The sequence below is a fragment of the Escherichia sp. KTE172 genome (assembly GCF_000408845.1).
Taxonomy (GTDB): domain Bacteria; phylum Pseudomonadota; class Gammaproteobacteria; order Enterobacterales; family Enterobacteriaceae; genus Escherichia; species Escherichia coli.
On record NZ_KE137316.1, the window covers coordinates 246,659 to 261,934 of the forward strand.

Here is a 15,276-nt window from a genome sequence, read left to right on the forward strand (position 1 = left end):
AATGTCATGGTATTGTTACGTTTAGGTAACAAGAAATTTGTCTGCACAAGGATTACATCATGATTATGGCGAAACTGAAGTCAGCGAAAGGGAAGAAATTTCTCTTTGGTTTGTTGGCGGTTTTCATTATTGCGGCGTCGGTTGTGACTCGCGCGACCATCGGCGGCGTGATAGAACAGTACAATATTCCGCTGTCTGAGTGGACGACATCAATGTATGTGATTCAGTCATCAATGATTTTTGTTTATAGCCTGGTCTTTACTGTGTTGCTGGCAATCCCGTTGGGAATTTATTTCCTTGGCGGCGAAGAGCAGTAAGTAAAAAATAGGCCCGATAACTCGGGCCTTGTCAGTTATTGAAGAGTCGTTAATCGTCTTCTTCGTCATCCAGTTCAACGGGTGTCTGATACTGGTCAGGTTTAATGACCAGCAGGTCGCAGCGAAGATGATCAATCACCTGTTCTGCCGTGTTGCCGAGGAATGCTGCTGAAATACCGGTGCGTCCTACCGTGCCCAGAACCACAATCCCCGCCTGTAAGTGCTCCGCCAAATCAGGAATCACCTCTTCTGGCAGACCTTTTTCTACGTGCGTCATGTTTTCATTAATGCCGAATTTCTGCCGCAGGGCTTTCATTGCCAGCAAATGTTGCCCACGAATGGCATCGTTATAAACGCTCGGATCAAATTCCGGCAGTTCAATCGCGATATTAATTGGCGTTACGGGATAAGCGCCAACCAGATGAACTTCGGTATGGTTGACTTGTTCCGCCAGTTCGATCGTCTCTTTGACCAGTTTTTCATTGAGCGCATTATGGTACGGCTCTTCACTGGCGAGATTCACCGCCACCAGCGCCTTACCCCCTTCCGGCCACGGCTGGTCTTTCACCATCCACACCGGGCTTGGGCATTTGCGTAACAGATGCCAGTCCGTTGGCGTAAAAATCACCGCTTCCAGACGGTCATGTTGGTGCGCCATTTTTAGCACCAAATCGTGCCCGCCGCTGATCACTTCCTGAATGATGGCTTCGAAAGGACGGTTATGCCAGACCACTTTAATTTCAATGGGAACGCCAGCATTGAGATAATATTTTGCCTGCTCGTGGATCCAGTCTGTACGCTGGCTGATGACGCCCTGACGCATAGCGGTACGTTCGTCCGGAGAGAGCAGGGTGGTCATTTCGTATGAGAAGTCATAGATCGGCAAAAAGGCTTTAATTTTGCCACCAATCCGTTGATGTAAATAAACAGCTCGCCGCAATGCTGGTTGGTCGTCCTGGTTAGGATCGATAACAACGAGCATGTTCTGATACATAGCCATACAGGGTCTCCTTACAACAACTGTCAACGCAGTTTGTAATTAAAAGATTAACCCATATCTGGTGAATGAAACAGTGATGAACCTTCTGCCAGATCAATAAATCAGAAAAATTTAATGATATGACAGAAGGATAGTGAGTTATGCGGAAAAATCAGGCAACGTTACGCGTATGACCAGCAAGCTGGGCCAGCGCATCGTTATTTTCGATGGTGATGTATTTACCTTTGACTGCCAGCATACCGCTTTTCTGGAAGCGACCCAGCAGACGGCTGATGGTTTCTACCGTCAGGCCCAGATAGTTACCGATATCGCCACGAGTCATCGTCAGGCGGAATTCACGAGGGGAGAAGCCGCGTTGGGCAAAACGACGGGACAGGTTGTAGATGAATGCAGCCAGACGTTCCTCGGCATTTTTCTTCGACAACAGCAGGATCATGTCCTGATCGCCTTTGATTTCACCGCTCATCAGACGCATCATCTGCTGACGCAGATTCGGCATTTTACCAGACAAATCGTCCAGCGTTTCGAACGGGATTTCACATACCATCGAGGTTTCCAGCGCCTGCGCGAAGCTCGGGTGATGACCGCTGCCGATAGCGTCAAATCCCACCAGATCGCCCGCTAAATGGAAACCAGTGATTTGCTCGTCGCCTTGCTCAGTGATGGTATAACTTTTAATCGTACCGGAGCGGATGGCATAAAGCGATTTAAGTTCATCTCCAGCCTTAAACAGCGTCTGGCCTTTCTGAATAGGCTTCTTCCGCTCAATGATATTATCAAGCTGATCAAGCTCATGTTCGTTGAGTGTGAACGGGATGCAAAGCTGGCTGATGCTGCAATCCTGGCAATGGATAGCACAACCGCCAGACTGAATGCGCCGTATAATTCGCTTTTCCGGGATCATAGGTCTGCTCAAGCCGTAATTGATATTTGTCAATTTTAACATCTTTTTAGAGAGCAAGTAAGTCTAAGCAAACCTTAACAGCAGAGAATTCCGATATTAGATGTAAATATATGTCTATCTATTTGAAAACCCTTAAGTTGTTAAGGGTAACTTTACATAAAAGTGTGAACAAGCTGGCACAAATTGTTTAATGTTTACAGCAAAAGATAACCTTCGTGGCGTAATAACCACTCTTTTCGCTGAACTCCGCCTGCATATCCGGTCATGGTACCGTTTCTGCCAATGACCCGATGACAAGGCACAACAATGCTGATGGGATTCGATCCGTTTGCCGCACCAACGGCACGCGCCGCACCAGGGCGGCCCAATTGTTCAGCCAGTTGGCCGTAATGCATTACCTGCCCGCAGGGGATTGTGCGTAATGTTTTCCAGACTTCGCGCTGAAATGGCGTCCCCCCCGTGGCAGTGGGAAGCGTATCAATAATGCTAAGATTACCGGCAAAATATTCACGAAGCTTGTCGCTTAAACCACCTGGGTTGGTGGCAGAAATGCGTTCATAGCCTTCTTTGCGGTAATGGATGTCCAGCAGCTGCACCATGCGTTCGCTGTACTCTTCCCATTCAACCGCCCGCAGGCGAAATTGCTCATCGCAAATCACCCACAGTGGACCCAGTGGCGTGACAATTTTTTCTTCAAGTAATCTCAGCATCCGTTCTCTCTTAAGACAAACGTGGGTAAATCCCCGGACCTATCGGCAGACCGACAAGATACCACGCCAGCAACATCAGCAGCCATACCACCAAAAAGATAAGTGGATAGGGCAAAACTAACGAATAGTAAGTACCCAGTTTCGCGTCTGGTTTGTAACGTTGCAGGAATCCAAGAAACAGTGGAACAAAAGGAGATACCGGCGCTAAAGGCAATACGGATGAGTCGGCAATACGAAAGAGGATTTGCGCAAATGCCGGGTGAAAGCCAAGTAGCATAAACATCGGTACGAAAATGGGGGCCAGAATCGACCAGATTGCGGAACCGCTGGCGATAAACATGCATAAGAAAGAGGAAAGCAACGCCAGACCGACAAACGCCGGGATGCCGCTAAGCCCTGAACTTTCCAGTATATCGGTCAGCCCCACGGCGATGAATTTCCCCATGTTGCTCCAGTTAAACATGGCGACAAACTGGGCGAGGGGAAAAACCATCACGATAAATCCCGCCATCTCTTTCATCGGTTCAATCATTAAATGCGGTAAATCCGCCTGACGTCGAATTGTGCGGGTAGCGATGCCATAAGCCAGCGAGACCACAAAGAAAAAAAGAATGATCAGTGGCACGATACCTTTAATAAAGGGGGATGGCATCACGGTGTGATTAATCGGATCGCGCAATATCCCGTTTTCCGGGATCACCATCAGCGCAATCGCAGCAATAAAAAGTAGCGATACGACACCTGCTATGCGTAAACCAAAACGCTGACTTTCGGTTAATGTCTGCAGTTTCTCATCGCTGTTTCCCTGCCATTGACCTAAACGTGGCTCAATGATTTTGTCGGTTATCAGGCCGCCAACAATCGTCAGTACGACTACGGAGCTGGCCATAAAATACCAGTTATCAATTACACTGACGTGCATTTGCGGATTGAACGCAGCCGCAGCCTCCGTGCTGATCCCCGACAGCAACACGTCGGTTGTGACAATCAGTAAATTAGCCGTAAAGCCGCAACCTACGCCTGCAATGGCGGCCAGTAAACCTGCAACTGGATGCCTGCCCACCGCCAGAAAAATCAGCGCACCCATCGGTGGCATGATCACTAACGCCGCATCGGAAGAAATGTGGCTAAAAAAAGCAATAAACAGCACCATATAACTGGCGTAGCGGGCATTCACATGCGATGCCATTTTAACCATCAACGCTGGCAGTAAGCCGACGCGCTCCGCCAGACCGGCACCTAAAACCAGCGCCAGGATCGCTCCAAGTGGAGCAAAACCGCTAAAGTTTTTAATAACATTGGGTAAAAACCAGTGTAATACTTCCACACTGAGCAGGTTTTTCACGACCACCGGCGTACCATCGGTCGGGTTTTTCGCACTGACGCCAAAGGCCGACAAAATTGCTGTCGTCACCATGAGTACGATAATCAAATAGATAAAGAGCAAAAAAGGATGGGGCACCTTGTTACCAATTCTTTCGACCCAGCCATAGAGCTTCCCGGATTGGGAGGACGACGGTATGGATGACATACTCATGGGCATTCCTCGTTTGTTGTGTTTGCGTTGTTGTTGTTATTTTAAAGGTGACGGTGTCACGTTTTTCGGGATAGGGCAGTGATACGGTTGCGTGTCCGTAACTTGCTGATGCTCTTGTTGGCATTCTTGCAATAGCCCTGAATCAATGAAGAGATTAAGTGTGGTTGCTGCTATAGTTTTCGCCGCCAGCAGCATTCCTTTATGAGCAATAGATGTTCGCCCCTGGCTAACCAGTTGCCATGTATGTAGCGGGGTACCGACGGCAAAACAGGGACTGAAACACTGGGCAACAGGCAGTTTCCAACTGACGTCGCCGACATCAGTTGATGCCGCAAGCACGTTATCGGTGGCGGCATATGGAGCGACTTCATTCGCCAGTACCGTTTCACGATGACGTAGTGCAAAAGCCTTGCCGTTTTCGCCACCGGTTGCAGCGATATTATTCAGACTGTTTTGACGATCGTTGAGGGTGAGCGTAGCCTGAATTTGTTTCGCAAAAGCCAGTTCTTCGCAGTTCCATTCCGGAGTACCAAAATGGGATAGGGCTCGGTACATGGCATTTTCTAAGGTGCGATTCGGGAGATAACTGGAACAGGCTTTGTCGAAGCGGCATTCAACCGTGGTTTCGGTCATCAATGCCGCACCTTCGGCGATTTTGGCGACCCGATCATAAATATGCTGCACATCGGTCATTTCGGGGGCGCGGATAAGATAAAGCACTTCTGCCTGCGCCTGGACCACGTTGGGCGAGATCCCGCCGCTATCTGTGATGGCATAGTGTACGCGCGCTTTTTCAATAATATGTTCGTTGAGGAAGTTGGTGCCAGTGGTCATCAACGTTACGGCATCAAGGGCGCTGCGTCCCAAATGAGGGGAATTCGCGGCATGTGCTGCGATCCCTTTAAAGCGCCATGATGCCTGAATGTTTGCCAGCGTGCGGGTATTGAACATACCGGCAAAGGCTTCCGGGTGCCAGGTGAGTGCCGCATCCACATCATCAAATACCCCCTCGCGGACCATGAACGTTTTACCCGAGCCGCCTTCTTCGCCAGGACAACCATAAAAGCGCACCGTGCCGCCTTGCCCATATTGTTCCAGCCATTTCTTGACGGCTATTGCTGCGGCAAAGGCGGCGGTTCCCAGCAAATTGTGTCCGCAACCGTGACCATTTTCACCGGGCGTCGCGGATGTAGGTTGCGCGCAACCTGCTTGCTGACTTAAACCTGCCAGGGCGTCATATTCCCCCAGCAGGGCGATAACCGGTTTGCCTTGACCAAACGAAGCAATAAAGGCATTTGGGATATTGCCTACGTTGCGGGTAACGGTGAAGCCTGCAGACTCCAGCGCCGAAGCCAGATGCTCCGCTGACCAGAACTCTTCAAAACGTGTTTCTGGATGATCCCAGATTTGATCGGCAATATCGGTATAACGTTGGCGATCGGCTTCAATCGCATCGTCGATAAAACGATAGATTTCCTGCATCAGATACCTCGCGTCCAGGGAAAATTGAGCGCGGTGCGCGCCAGCGTTTCGACGGCAATAGCGAGAACCTGCTCGTCAAAATCGAATTTTTCGTTGTGATGACCTGCCGCCAGCTGTGTGCCAAACACCATATAGGAGGCTTGCCCTTGATGTTGCTGCACGCGGGCCATCATTAATGTGGCATCTTCGGAACCCGCAGGCGCTTCAACACGTTCAATGGCTTGATTGACCCCCGGGACCTGAGCTGCCTGACTTTGCAACCATGCGACCCATTGCGGCGAAGGAGAACTGGCGGTAGCTGCACCCATCAGACGAGTTTCAACGCCGACACCATACATGGTTGCTGCGCCCTGAATCGCTTGTTGTGCACGTTCAAAAACATATTGATTAATGACGTCGCTGGCCCCGCGTGTTTCCACTTTCAGCAACGCTGAGGCGGGAACAACATTACGACCGCTTCCTGCCTGCATAACGCCCACGTTTACTCTGGAAGCGCCTTCGCTGTGCGGGGCGATTGCATGCAGTGCAAGAGTTGCTTGTGCTGCCGCCAACAAGGCATTGTGACCGTCTTCTGGTTTTGCGCCTGCGTGAGCGGCGGTCCCGGTGAAGTGCGCGTCAAATTTGGTGGTTGCCATAAAATTATCACTGCCGCACACCACGGTGCCCGCAGGTACGCCAGTGCCAATGTGCACGGCAGTAAAATAATCAACATCATCCACTACACCTGCATCGACCATCGCCCGCGCGCCACGCGTACCTTCTTCTGCAGGTTGAAAAATCAGTTTGATGACGCCATGTAGTCCGGACTCGAACTGTTTAAGGGTATGCGCCAGCCCAAGTCCAATGGCGGTATGTCCATCATGACCACAGGCATGCATCATTCCGGCGTTACATGACGCAAAACCGTCGCGGTAGGGGCGATGGCTGACATCCCGTTCTTCACTGAGATCCAGCGCGTCCATATCGACACGGAAAGCCATCACCGGACCGGGGCGACCGGTATCCAGGGTAGCGACGATGCCAGTGAAACCGCCTTCAAAAGCCGCAATCCATTGTTCTAGCGCACCCTGTTGACGAGCGCGCTCGAATTCGCGTTGTAGAGTGAATTCATCAGGTAATCCCATCCGGCTACTTTCATTAACTACTTCGCGGCCCAGCGCCAGTGAATAACCGAGCTGGTGCAATTCTTCCGCAACAAGGGTGGCAGTGCGGAATTCCACCCAGCCAGACTCTGCATAGTGGTGAAAATCACGTCGCCAGTGCGATAATTTTGGGGCAAGCGAATTAATAAATTGATTCAAAGACTCCATAACCTTTCCCGTCATCAGTAAAAAGTGTGACCCGGTTCACGTAGCGATAGTTTTTACTTATCACTAACTGATTTTTCACAGTTTTAACCGTTCATAAATTACCCTGACACAATCATCTGCATTAAAGTAGATGCCAGTTTCTTTGGTCTGATAAATAACGGTTATCGGTGGCGTCATGGCTTTTCAGGTAAAAATTCATCAAATTCGGGCTTTTGTTGAAGTGGCTCGTCAGGGCAGCATTCGCGGAGCGAGCCGAATGTTGAATCTGTCGCAACCGGCACTGAGTAAATCTATTCAGGAGCTGGAAGAAGGGTTGGCGGCACAACTCTTTTTTCGCCGTAGTAAAGGCGTGACGTTAACTGATGCCGGTGAAAGTTTTTATCAGCACGCCAGTCTTATTCTTGAAGAGCTGCGCGCAGCGCAAGAGGATATTCGCCAACGACAAGGGCAACTGGCAGGGCAAATTAATATCGGCATGGGGGCCAGTATTTCCCGCAGTCTGATGCCAGCTGTCATATCTCGTTTTCATCAGCAGCATCCGCAGGTAAAAGTACGCATTATGGAAGGGCAACTGGTATCGATGATTAATGAATTGCGCCAGGGGGAACTGGATTTCACCATCAATACCTATTATCAGGGACCCTACGACCACGAATTTACTTTTGAGAAATTACTGGAAAAGCAATTCGCGATCTTTTGCCGCCCGGGACATCCCGCCATTGGTGCCCGTTCGATCAAACAGTTACTGGACTACAGCTGGACAATGCCGACGCCACACGGCAGCTACTACAAACACTTGAGTGAATTGCTTGACGATCAGGCGCAAACGCCACAGGTCGGCGTAGTCTGCGAGACGTTCTCAGCCTGTATCAGTCTGGTGGCAAAAAGCGATTTTCTCAGCATACTACCTGAAGAAATGGGCTGCGATCCCTTGCACGGACAGGGGCTGGTGATGTTGCCGGTTAGCGAAATTTTACCGAAAGCGACCTATTATTTGATTCAGCGGCGTGATAGTCGCCAGACACCACTGACCGCGTCATTAATCACGCAATTTCGGCGAGAATGCGGCTATCTGCAAAGTTAAAACTGCATAAAAAAATAGAGTCTGTCGACATCCGCCAGACTCTACAGTACACACAGCAGTGCATCCGCGTCTTAAATCCGGCATGGTCTCCTCTGCGCCGGTGACTGTGTTATAACGGTTTTAACCTTTAGTTGCCAATTTTCTTCAGTGACAGATTTCACGAAAATATAAGTTACATTATTAATATCGTGAATGAATAATCATGCATAAGCATTTTGCTTAAAATATCGGCAATATTTGGAACTTATTACTGGAAATTTGGGTAATACGTTGTTGGACCGACCCGGTCTGGTTATCATATCGCGCTCTTAATTGCGGGAGGATGTAACATGAACCTTGACGACAAATCGCTGTTTCTTGACGCCATGGAAGATGTCCAGCCGCTGAAACGTGCTACAGATGTCCACTGGCATCCAACGCGTAACCAACGTGCGCCGCAGCGTATCGACACGCTGCAACTTGATAATTTCCTCACCACTGGATTTCTCGACATCATCCCGCTAAGTCAGCCGCTGGAGTTTCGGCGGGAAGGGTTGCAACATGGGGTGCTGGATAAGCTGCGCAGTGGTAAATATCCGCAACAGGCGAGCCTGAATCTTTTGCGCCAGCCGGTGGAAGAGTGCCGCAAAATGATGTTCAGTTTCATTCAACAAGCCATGGCGGATGGTTTGCGTAATGTGCTGATTATTCATGGTAAAGGGCGGGAAGATAAATCGCATGCCAATATTGTCCGCAGCTATGTGGCGCGCTGGCTGACCGAATTTGATGATGTTCAGGCATATTGCACCGCGCTACCGCATCATGGCGGCAGCGGGGCGTGTTACGTCGCACTACGTAAAACGGCGCAGGCGAAGCAAGAAAACTGGGAGCGCCACGCTAAGCGCAGTCGTTGATCTCGAGACGCATCCGCGGCTTATGCCGCCAGCACGCGGTTGCGTCCATCATTTTTCGCCCGATACAAAGCATCATCAACGCGTTTAAACAGTTCATCGATGCTTTCATTTCCTTCGTGATGCGCCACACCAATGCTGACGGTAAAGCGTGGTAAGCCCGAAATACTCACTTTTGCCACGCTTACGCGGATAGTTTCAGCCAGCGAAAGCGCGGTATCCAGTGGGGTTCTTGGTAGCAATAAGACAAACTCTTCGCCTCCCCAACGAAACACCAAATCGCCTTTGCGAGCGCAACTTTCGAGGGTGCGGGCGAGGGCGCATAACACCTCATCACCTTTAGAATGCCCATAGAGATCGTTAATGTGTTTAAAACGATCGGTGTCGATGAGCAATAAGCTGTAATCCTGAGCGATGGCGAGGTGCTGCATTTGGCCTGGCTCGGTAATGTGGTAAAACTGTCGCCGATTCAGTAATCCGGTCATCGCGTCATGGTGGGCAGCATGTTCCAGCTGCTCCTCCAGCCGTTTTTGCTCAGTAATATCATGCACAATACATAACATGAGCTTGTCGCCATAAATTTCAATCGGCCCAGCATAGGTCTGCACATGACGAGTCGAACCATCCGCCAGTTTATGAACAAAATTCAAAGGCTTATGGCCACCGGGTAAATGCGAAATTTCATGCATGATAGGCATGACGCGTCGCCCGAGCATATTTATTTCCCAGGTATGTTTCTGGCACATCGTTTCATGGTTATAGCCATAGAAATTGAGCGCGGCGAGGTTAGCATCGACGATTTGGCCATCTCGTGAGGGGTCAATCAACAACATTGGTGCAGAGTTAGTCAGAAAAAAGCGCGCATAAAAACCTTGTTTTTTGCGCTGATAATTTGCCGAGCGACTGGCTTTTAAACCCAGCGTTGCCGGTGCTTCGATACCTTCGAAAATAATCACCGGTTCTGCTTCTGTCAGCTTTCGCAAAACAAGCCGACAGCTTAATGCTGTTTCCTCTTCTTTACGTTGAACGGTGAGGATTTCGATAATATCGTGTTGGTTTTGCAGATCGGAGAGGTATTTTGGCAGTTCTTTTTGTGAGGAGACGGAATAGGGACCGGTTCGTAGCTGACTAAACGTGAGGTCTTGCATCAACAGTCGCGCCGCGCTATTGGCATAAATTAACTGTTCCTCAAAGGGCGAAACGATCCAGACAGGACTGGTGAGTAAGTCCAGGGTATTGAAGTTGTGCGTAATCATTGAGATCCCGTTATTTTTATCAATTTTTGTTGCTATCCGATCGCAAAAAAGCCACGTCATATGATCAGATAATTCTGATAATGATAGACGCTATTTAACACTTCACACGGTTTGTATACGGAAAAGCATTTTGCTTTTTGTATTCAATTTAGACAGAATTTTATTAATCATTTCAGGGTAATGGGGTGATGAGATGTTGCGTAACAGGGCCAGAAGGCTAGACTACAAAATAATGCGTTGATGATGGAGGCACTGTGGAAGCGATTAAGGGATCGGACGTTAATGTCCCGGATGCAGTATTTGCCTGGATGCTGGATGGTAGAGGCGGCGTTAAACCGCTGGAAAATACAGATGTGATTGATGAAGCGCATCCCTGCTGGCTCCACCTTAATTATGTACACCATGATAGCGCCCAATGGCTGGCGACAACACCGCTGCTTCCCAATAACGTACGTGATGCGCTGGCGGGCGAGAGCACACGGCCCCGAGTCAGCCGTCTCGGTGAAGGCACGCTGATTACATTGCGCTGTATAAACGGCAGCACCGATGAACGCCCCGATCAACTGGTCGCCATGCGTGTATATATGGACGGGCGGTTAATTGTTTCGACCCGACAACGCAAAGTGCTGGCGCTGGACGATGTGGTAAGCGATCTGGAAGAGGGCACGGGTCCGACCGATTGCGGGGGATGGCTGGTGGATGTATGTGATGCGTTGACCGATCATTCCAGCGAATTTATCGAGCAGCTGCACGATAAAATTATCGACCTTGAAGATAATCTCCTTGATCAGCAAATTCCACCGCGTGGATTCCTGGCTCTGCTGCGCAAACAATTAATTGTGATGCGTCGCTATATGGCACCGCAACGTGATGTTTATGCTCGTCTTGCCAGTGAACGTTTGCCGTGGATGAGCGATGACCAACGCCGTCGTATGCAGGATATTGCCGATCGCCTTGGGCGCGGGCTTGACGAAATCGACGCCTGTATAGCACGGACTGGCGTGATGGCGGATGAAATCGCTCAGGTGATGCAGGAAAATTTAGCGCGTCGTACCTATACAATGTCGTTGATGGCAATGGTCTTTTTACCCAGTACCTTTCTGACCGGGTTATTTGGCGTCAACCTTGGTGGGATCCCTGGCGGCGGGTGGCAATTCGGATTTTCAATTTTTTGTATTCTGTTAGTTGTTCTTATTGGTGGTGTTGCTTTATGGTTGCATCGTAGTAAATGGTTGTAACAAAAGAAATTTTCCCAGCTGTCTGTATACAAAAACGCCGCAAAGTTTGAGCGAAGTCAATAAACTCTCTACCCATTCAGGGCAATATCTCTCTTGCAGGTGAATGCAACGTCAAGCGATGGGCGTTGCGCTCCATATTGTCTTACTTCCTTTTTTGAATTACTGCATAGCACAATTGATTCGTACGACGCCGACTTTGATGAGTCGGCTTTTTTTTTGCCTGTTATTTATCAGCGTCTACCCTTTAAGAGTCCACCCAATGACCGGAGGGAAATATGACGACACTTATTTATTTGCAAATTCCTGTCCCTGAACCGATTCCTGGCGATCCTGTTCCAGTGCCCGATCCGATCCCTCGCCCGCAACCCATGCCTGACCCACCACCCGATGAAGAACCGATTAAATTGTCGCATCGTGAGCGTAGATCTGCGAGGATACGCGCCTGCTGACTTTGCGTCGATGACCACGAGAATAGATTGTGACCGCTTTTTCTACCCTGAATGTTTTGCCTCCCGCCCAACTCACGAACCTTGATGAGTTGGGTTATTTAACCATGACGCCGGTGCAGGCCGCCGCGCTTCCGGCGATCCTTGCCGGAAAAGATGTTCGCGTGCAGGCGAAAACCGGCAGCGGCAAAACGGCGGCTTTTGGCCTCGGCTTGTTACAGCAAATTGATGCGTCGCTATTTCAAACCCAGGCTTTAGTGCTGTGTCCTACGCGTGAACTGGCGGATCAGGTGGCAGGTGAATTGCGTCGGCTGGCGCGTTTTCTGCCAAATACCAAAATTTTGACGTTGTGCGGTGGTCAACCGTTCGGTATGCAGCGTGATTCGTTGCAACATGCGCCGCATATTATCGTGGCAACGCCGGGCCGTTTGTTGGATCATCTGCAAAAAGGCACGGTATCACTGGATGCGTTGAATACGCTGGTGATGGATGAGGCCGATCGCATGCTGGATATGGGATTTAGCGATGCCATTGATGATGTCATCCGTTTTGCGCCTGCATCTCGACAGACGCTTCTGTTTTCGGCAACCTGGCCGGAAGCCATCGCCGCAATCAGCGGACGAGTGCAACGCGATCCTTTAGCGATTGAAATTGACTCAACAGATGCTCTGCCACCTATTGAACAACAATTTTATGAGACATCCAGCAAAGGCAAAATTCCGTTGTTGCAAAGGTTATTAAGTTTGCATCAGCCATCCTCTTGCGTGGTGTTTTGCAATACCAAAAAAGATTGCCAGGCTGTCTGCGACGCGCTGAATGAAGTAGGGCAAAGTGCATTGTCGTTACACGGCGATCTGGAGCAACGTGATCGCGATCAGACCCTGGTACGTTTTGCTAACGGTAGCGCCCGTGTACTGGTTGCGACTGATGTTGCTGCTCGAGGTCTGGATATTAAATCGCTTGAGCTGGTGGTGAACTTTGAGCTGGCGTGGGATCCTGAAGTTCATGTACATCGCATCGGTCGTACAGCGCGTGCAGGAAATAGCGGTCTGGCGATCAGTTTCTGTGCCCCGGAAGAAGCACAGCGGGCCAATATCATTTCTGACATGTTGCAGATAAAACTTAACTGGCAAACGCCGCCAGTTAATAGTTCCATTGTGCCGCTGGAAGCCGAAATGGCAACGTTATGTATCGATGGCGGGAAAAAAGCCAAAATGCGCCCGGGTGATGTATTAGGTGCGCTGACAGGAGATATCGGGCTTGATGGCGCAGATATTGGCAAAATCGCCGTGCATCCGGCGCATGTCTATGTCGCGGTGCGTCAGGCTGTTGCTCATAAAGCATGGAAACAGTTACAGGGCGGGAAGATTAAAGGAAAAACGTGCCGGGTGCGGTTATTAAAATAATGAAATGTTGAATCGCAGGGTGCAAGAGTCAACATCTTCTTCGGGATTGCCGGATGCGACGCTGGCCGCGTCTTCTCCGGCCTCCATAAGAGTAGCCCGATAAGCTTGCGCATCGGGCGCTATCCGGGTTATTTCACTTCAACCACATTCAGTCGTAACTCATCCAACTGATTTTCATCTTCTTCAGGCTGCCAACCCGCCGGTTGTAGAGGGATCTCTTCGCGATCAAACGCCAGATCACCCCCGTTAACCACTTCAGAACCGTGGGTAATGCCTTTGAAATCGAACAGGTTGGTATCGCACAGATGCGACGGCACCACATTCTGCATCGCGCTGAACATCGTCTCGATACGCCCCGGATAACGTTTATCCCAGTCACGCAACATGTCAGCAATCACCTGACGTTGCAGGTTAGGCTGTGAACCGCACAGGTTGCACGGAATAATCGGGAACGCTTTTGCATCGGCAAAGCGCTGAATATCTTTCTCGCGGCAGTAGGCCAGAGGGCGAATCACGATATGTTTGCCATCATCGCTCATCAGTTTCGGAGGCATACCTTTCATCTTGCCGCCGTAGAACATATTTAAGAACAACGTTTGCAGGATATCGTCACGATGGTGACCCAGCGCGATCTTCGTCGCTCCCAGTTCCGTTGCGGTACGATAAAGGATACCGCGACGAAGACGAGAACACAGTGAGCAAGTGGTTTTGCCCTCCGGAATCTTCTCTTTCACGATACCGTAAGTGTTCTCTTCAACAATCTTGTACTCAACGCCCAGCTTTTCAAGATACTCGGGCAGAACGTGTTCCGGGAAGCCCGGTTGCTTTTGATCGAGGTTAACAGCCACCAGCGAAAAATTGATTGGCGCGCTTTGCTGCAAATTGCGCAGAATTTCCAGCATGGTATAGCTGTCTTTACCCCCGGAGAGGCAAACCATGATGCGATCGCCTTCTTCAATCATATTGAAGTCAGCAATGGCTTCGCCCACGTTACGACGCAGACGTTTTTGTAATTTGTTCAGGTTGTATTGTTCTTTCTTACTAATTTCTTGATTTTGCGACATTTAAAAGCGACTCAATTCGTTATATGGCATCAGAAGAGTATGCGTCATGCCGGAACGCCCAGCATAAGAAATCTGATATAAAAACTGTGGCGTGTATGGTACGGATTAGAGGGGAAAATGTCAGCACATTTGCGAAATGAATCAAAAAGCCCGCAGCAATGTGCGGGCGTTAGTGTCAGCGCACAACCAGTACGGAGCACTCTGCGTGACGCACGACAGCTGCGGCGTTAGAACCGAGCAGATAAGTGGTGATATCCGGTCGATGGGAAGCAATGATGATCATATGAGCGGGGATCTTCTTCGCCAATTCCAGAATGCGGTCTTTGGGCGAGCCTTCCTCAACATGGACATGCACTCTGTCGGTTGGCAGTTTAAATTTTTTAATGATCTCTTCCAGTTGCGATTTGGCTTCCGCTTTCAGGTCATCCATTGCCGGTAATTCTGCGGAATACGCTAAACCCAGAGAGGCATAGTAGGGCAGTGAAGGTATTACCGTCAGGAAATGAACCTCTGCATCATCAATCTTTGCCTCTGCCTCAACGTGGCTAATCACGCGTTGAGTTAATTCTGAATCGGAAATATCGATAGGGACAAGAATCGTTCTGTTCATAAAACCTCCTGTTTTAGTATCC

The 15,276-nt window shown here is 49.7% G+C and carries 16 protein-coding genes; 7 read left to right on the forward strand and 9 right to left on the reverse strand.

The features are described from left to right. The first annotated feature begins 59 nt into the window (after positions 1-59). Positions 60-317: a DUF2534 family protein gene (locus G434_RS22350; RefSeq protein ID WP_000605090.1), complete on the forward strand. Its 258-nt coding sequence runs from the start codon at positions 60-62 to the stop codon at positions 315-317. Positions 318-366: 49 nt separating this feature from the next. Here G434_RS22350 and uspE read toward each other — a convergent pair whose 3' ends face one another. The 6 genes from uspE to abgA form a co-directional block, all read right to left on the reverse strand. Further along, complete coding sequence (gene uspE, locus G434_RS22345; protein WP_001262145.1) at positions 367-1,317, reverse strand: universal stress protein UspE; 951 nt, start codon at positions 1,315-1,317, stop codon at positions 367-369. Between the two features lie 151 nt (positions 1,318-1,468). Beyond that, entirely contained in the window at positions 1,469-2,221 is a 753-nt protein-coding gene (gene fnr, locus G434_RS22340) for a fumarate/nitrate reduction transcriptional regulator Fnr (RefSeq protein ID WP_000611911.1), read from the reverse strand. Between the two features lie 194 nt (positions 2,222-2,415). After that, positions 2,416-2,931 (reverse strand): methylated-DNA--[protein]-cysteine S-methyltransferase, encoded by a 516-nt coding sequence (gene ogt, locus G434_RS22335; RefSeq protein WP_000945046.1) that lies wholly within the window; start codon positions 2,929-2,931, stop codon positions 2,416-2,418. 10 nt (positions 2,932-2,941) lie between these two features. Then, complete coding sequence (gene abgT, locus G434_RS22330) at positions 2,942-4,468, reverse strand: p-aminobenzoyl-glutamate transporter (protein WP_000062984.1); 1,527 nt, start codon at positions 4,466-4,468, stop codon at positions 2,942-2,944. 36 nt (positions 4,469-4,504) lie between these two features. After that, positions 4,505-5,950, reverse strand: coding sequence for a p-aminobenzoyl-glutamate hydrolase subunit AbgB (gene abgB, locus G434_RS22325; RefSeq protein WP_001156420.1), 1,446 nt, complete (start codon positions 5,948-5,950; stop codon positions 4,505-4,507). Beyond that, positions 5,950-7,260: a p-aminobenzoyl-glutamate hydrolase subunit AbgA gene (gene abgA / locus G434_RS22320; RefSeq protein ID WP_000444920.1), complete on the reverse strand. Its 1,311-nt coding sequence runs from the start codon at positions 7,258-7,260 to the stop codon at positions 5,950-5,952. Before abgA ends, abgB begins: the two co-directional genes overlap by 1 nt. Before the next feature lie 175 nt (positions 7,261-7,435). On the opposite strand from abgA, the gene G434_RS22315 reads away from it, so the two are divergent. Together G434_RS22315 and smrA are read left to right on the forward strand one after the other, a co-directional pair. After that, the gene (locus G434_RS22315; protein WP_000885440.1) at positions 7,436-8,344 is read left to right on the forward strand and encodes a LysR family transcriptional regulator; all 909 of its coding nucleotides are present in this window, start codon (positions 7,436-7,438) and stop codon (positions 8,342-8,344) included. Between the two features lie 329 nt (positions 8,345-8,673). Next, on the forward strand, positions 8,674-9,237 hold the full coding sequence (smrA, locus tag G434_RS22310) for a DNA endonuclease SmrA (protein ID WP_001046824.1): 564 nt from the start codon (positions 8,674-8,676) through the stop codon (positions 9,235-9,237). 20 nt (positions 9,238-9,257) lie between these two features. Here the strand turns inward: smrA and dgcM are convergent, their stop codons facing one another. After that, the gene (dgcM, locus tag G434_RS22305) at positions 9,258-10,490 is read right to left on the reverse strand and encodes a diguanylate cyclase DgcM (protein ID WP_001307164.1); all 1,233 of its coding nucleotides are present in this window, start codon (positions 10,488-10,490) and stop codon (positions 9,258-9,260) included. A gap of 193 nt (positions 10,491-10,683) precedes the next feature. Here dgcM and ydaN point away from each other — a divergent pair, with 193 nt between their 5' ends. The 4 genes from ydaN to dbpA all read left to right on the forward strand — a co-directional run bounded on the left by ydaN (position 10,684) and on the right by dbpA (position 13,580). Continuing rightward, positions 10,684-10,731 carry a protein YnaN gene (gene ydaN, locus G434_RS30420; RefSeq protein ID WP_211180494.1) on the forward strand — a complete coding sequence of 16 codons (48 nt, stop codon included), beginning with the start codon at positions 10,684-10,686 and terminating at the stop codon, positions 10,729-10,731. A 13-nt stretch (positions 10,732-10,744) separates the two neighbouring features. Continuing rightward, complete coding sequence (gene zntB, locus G434_RS22300) at positions 10,745-11,728, forward strand: zinc transporter ZntB (protein WP_000387388.1); 984 nt, start codon at positions 10,745-10,747, stop codon at positions 11,726-11,728. 275 nt (positions 11,729-12,003) lie between these two features. Further along, complete coding sequence (ynaL, locus tag G434_RS30915) at positions 12,004-12,177, forward strand: proline-rich small protein YnaL (RefSeq protein ID WP_001296046.1); 174 nt, start codon at positions 12,004-12,006, stop codon at positions 12,175-12,177. Between the two features lie 29 nt (positions 12,178-12,206). Then, complete coding sequence (dbpA, locus tag G434_RS22290; RefSeq protein WP_000123708.1) at positions 12,207-13,580, forward strand: ATP-dependent RNA helicase DbpA; 1,374 nt, start codon at positions 12,207-12,209, stop codon at positions 13,578-13,580. A 128-nt stretch (positions 13,581-13,708) separates the two neighbouring features. On the opposite strand, the gene ttcA is transcribed toward dbpA, so the two are convergent. Then, positions 13,709-14,644: a tRNA 2-thiocytidine(32) synthetase TtcA gene (gene ttcA, locus G434_RS22285; protein ID WP_000081418.1), complete on the reverse strand. Its 936-nt coding sequence runs from the start codon at positions 14,642-14,644 to the stop codon at positions 13,709-13,711. Between the two features lie 175 nt (positions 14,645-14,819). Beyond that, complete coding sequence (uspF, locus tag G434_RS22280; RefSeq protein ID WP_001295593.1) at positions 14,820-15,254, reverse strand: universal stress protein UspF; 435 nt, start codon at positions 15,252-15,254, stop codon at positions 14,820-14,822. Between the last annotated feature and the right edge of the window lie 22 nt (positions 15,255-15,276).

Excerpts from the sequence above, each read along its gene's own strand:
- G434_RS22350 (WP_000605090.1), top strand. The coding sequence starts at position 60 with ATGATTATGGCGAAACTGAAGTCAGCGAAAGGGAAGAAATTTCTCTTT.
- uspE (WP_001262145.1), bottom strand. The coding sequence starts at position 1,317 with ATGGCTATGTATCAGAACATGCTCGTTGTTATCGATCCTAACCAGGAC.
- fnr (WP_000611911.1), bottom strand. The coding sequence starts at position 2,221 with ATGATCCCGGAAAAGCGAATTATACGGCGCATTCAGTCTGGCGGTTGT.
- ogt (WP_000945046.1), bottom strand. The coding sequence starts at position 2,931 with ATGCTGAGATTACTTGAAGAAAAAATTGTCACGCCACTGGGTCCACTG.
- abgT (WP_000062984.1), bottom strand. The coding sequence starts at position 4,468 with ATGAGTATGTCATCCATACCGTCGTCCTCCCAATCCGGGAAGCTCTAT.
- abgB (WP_001156420.1), bottom strand. The coding sequence starts at position 5,950 with ATGCAGGAAATCTATCGTTTTATCGACGATGCGATTGAAGCCGATCGC.
- abgA (WP_000444920.1), bottom strand. The coding sequence starts at position 7,260 with ATGGAGTCTTTGAATCAATTTATTAATTCGCTTGCCCCAAAATTATCG.
- G434_RS22315 (WP_000885440.1), top strand. The coding sequence starts at position 7,436 with ATGGCTTTTCAGGTAAAAATTCATCAAATTCGGGCTTTTGTTGAAGTG.
- smrA (WP_001046824.1), top strand. The coding sequence starts at position 8,674 with ATGAACCTTGACGACAAATCGCTGTTTCTTGACGCCATGGAAGATGTC.
- dgcM (WP_001307164.1), bottom strand. The coding sequence starts at position 10,490 with ATGATTACGCACAACTTCAATACCCTGGACTTACTCACCAGTCCTGTC.
- ynaL (WP_001296046.1), top strand. The coding sequence starts at position 12,004 with ATGACGACACTTATTTATTTGCAAATTCCTGTCCCTGAACCGATTCCT.
- ttcA (WP_000081418.1), bottom strand. The coding sequence starts at position 14,644 with ATGTCGCAAAATCAAGAAATTAGTAAGAAAGAACAATACAACCTGAAC.
- uspF (WP_001295593.1), bottom strand. The coding sequence starts at position 15,254 with ATGAACAGAACGATTCTTGTCCCTATCGATATTTCCGATTCAGAATTA.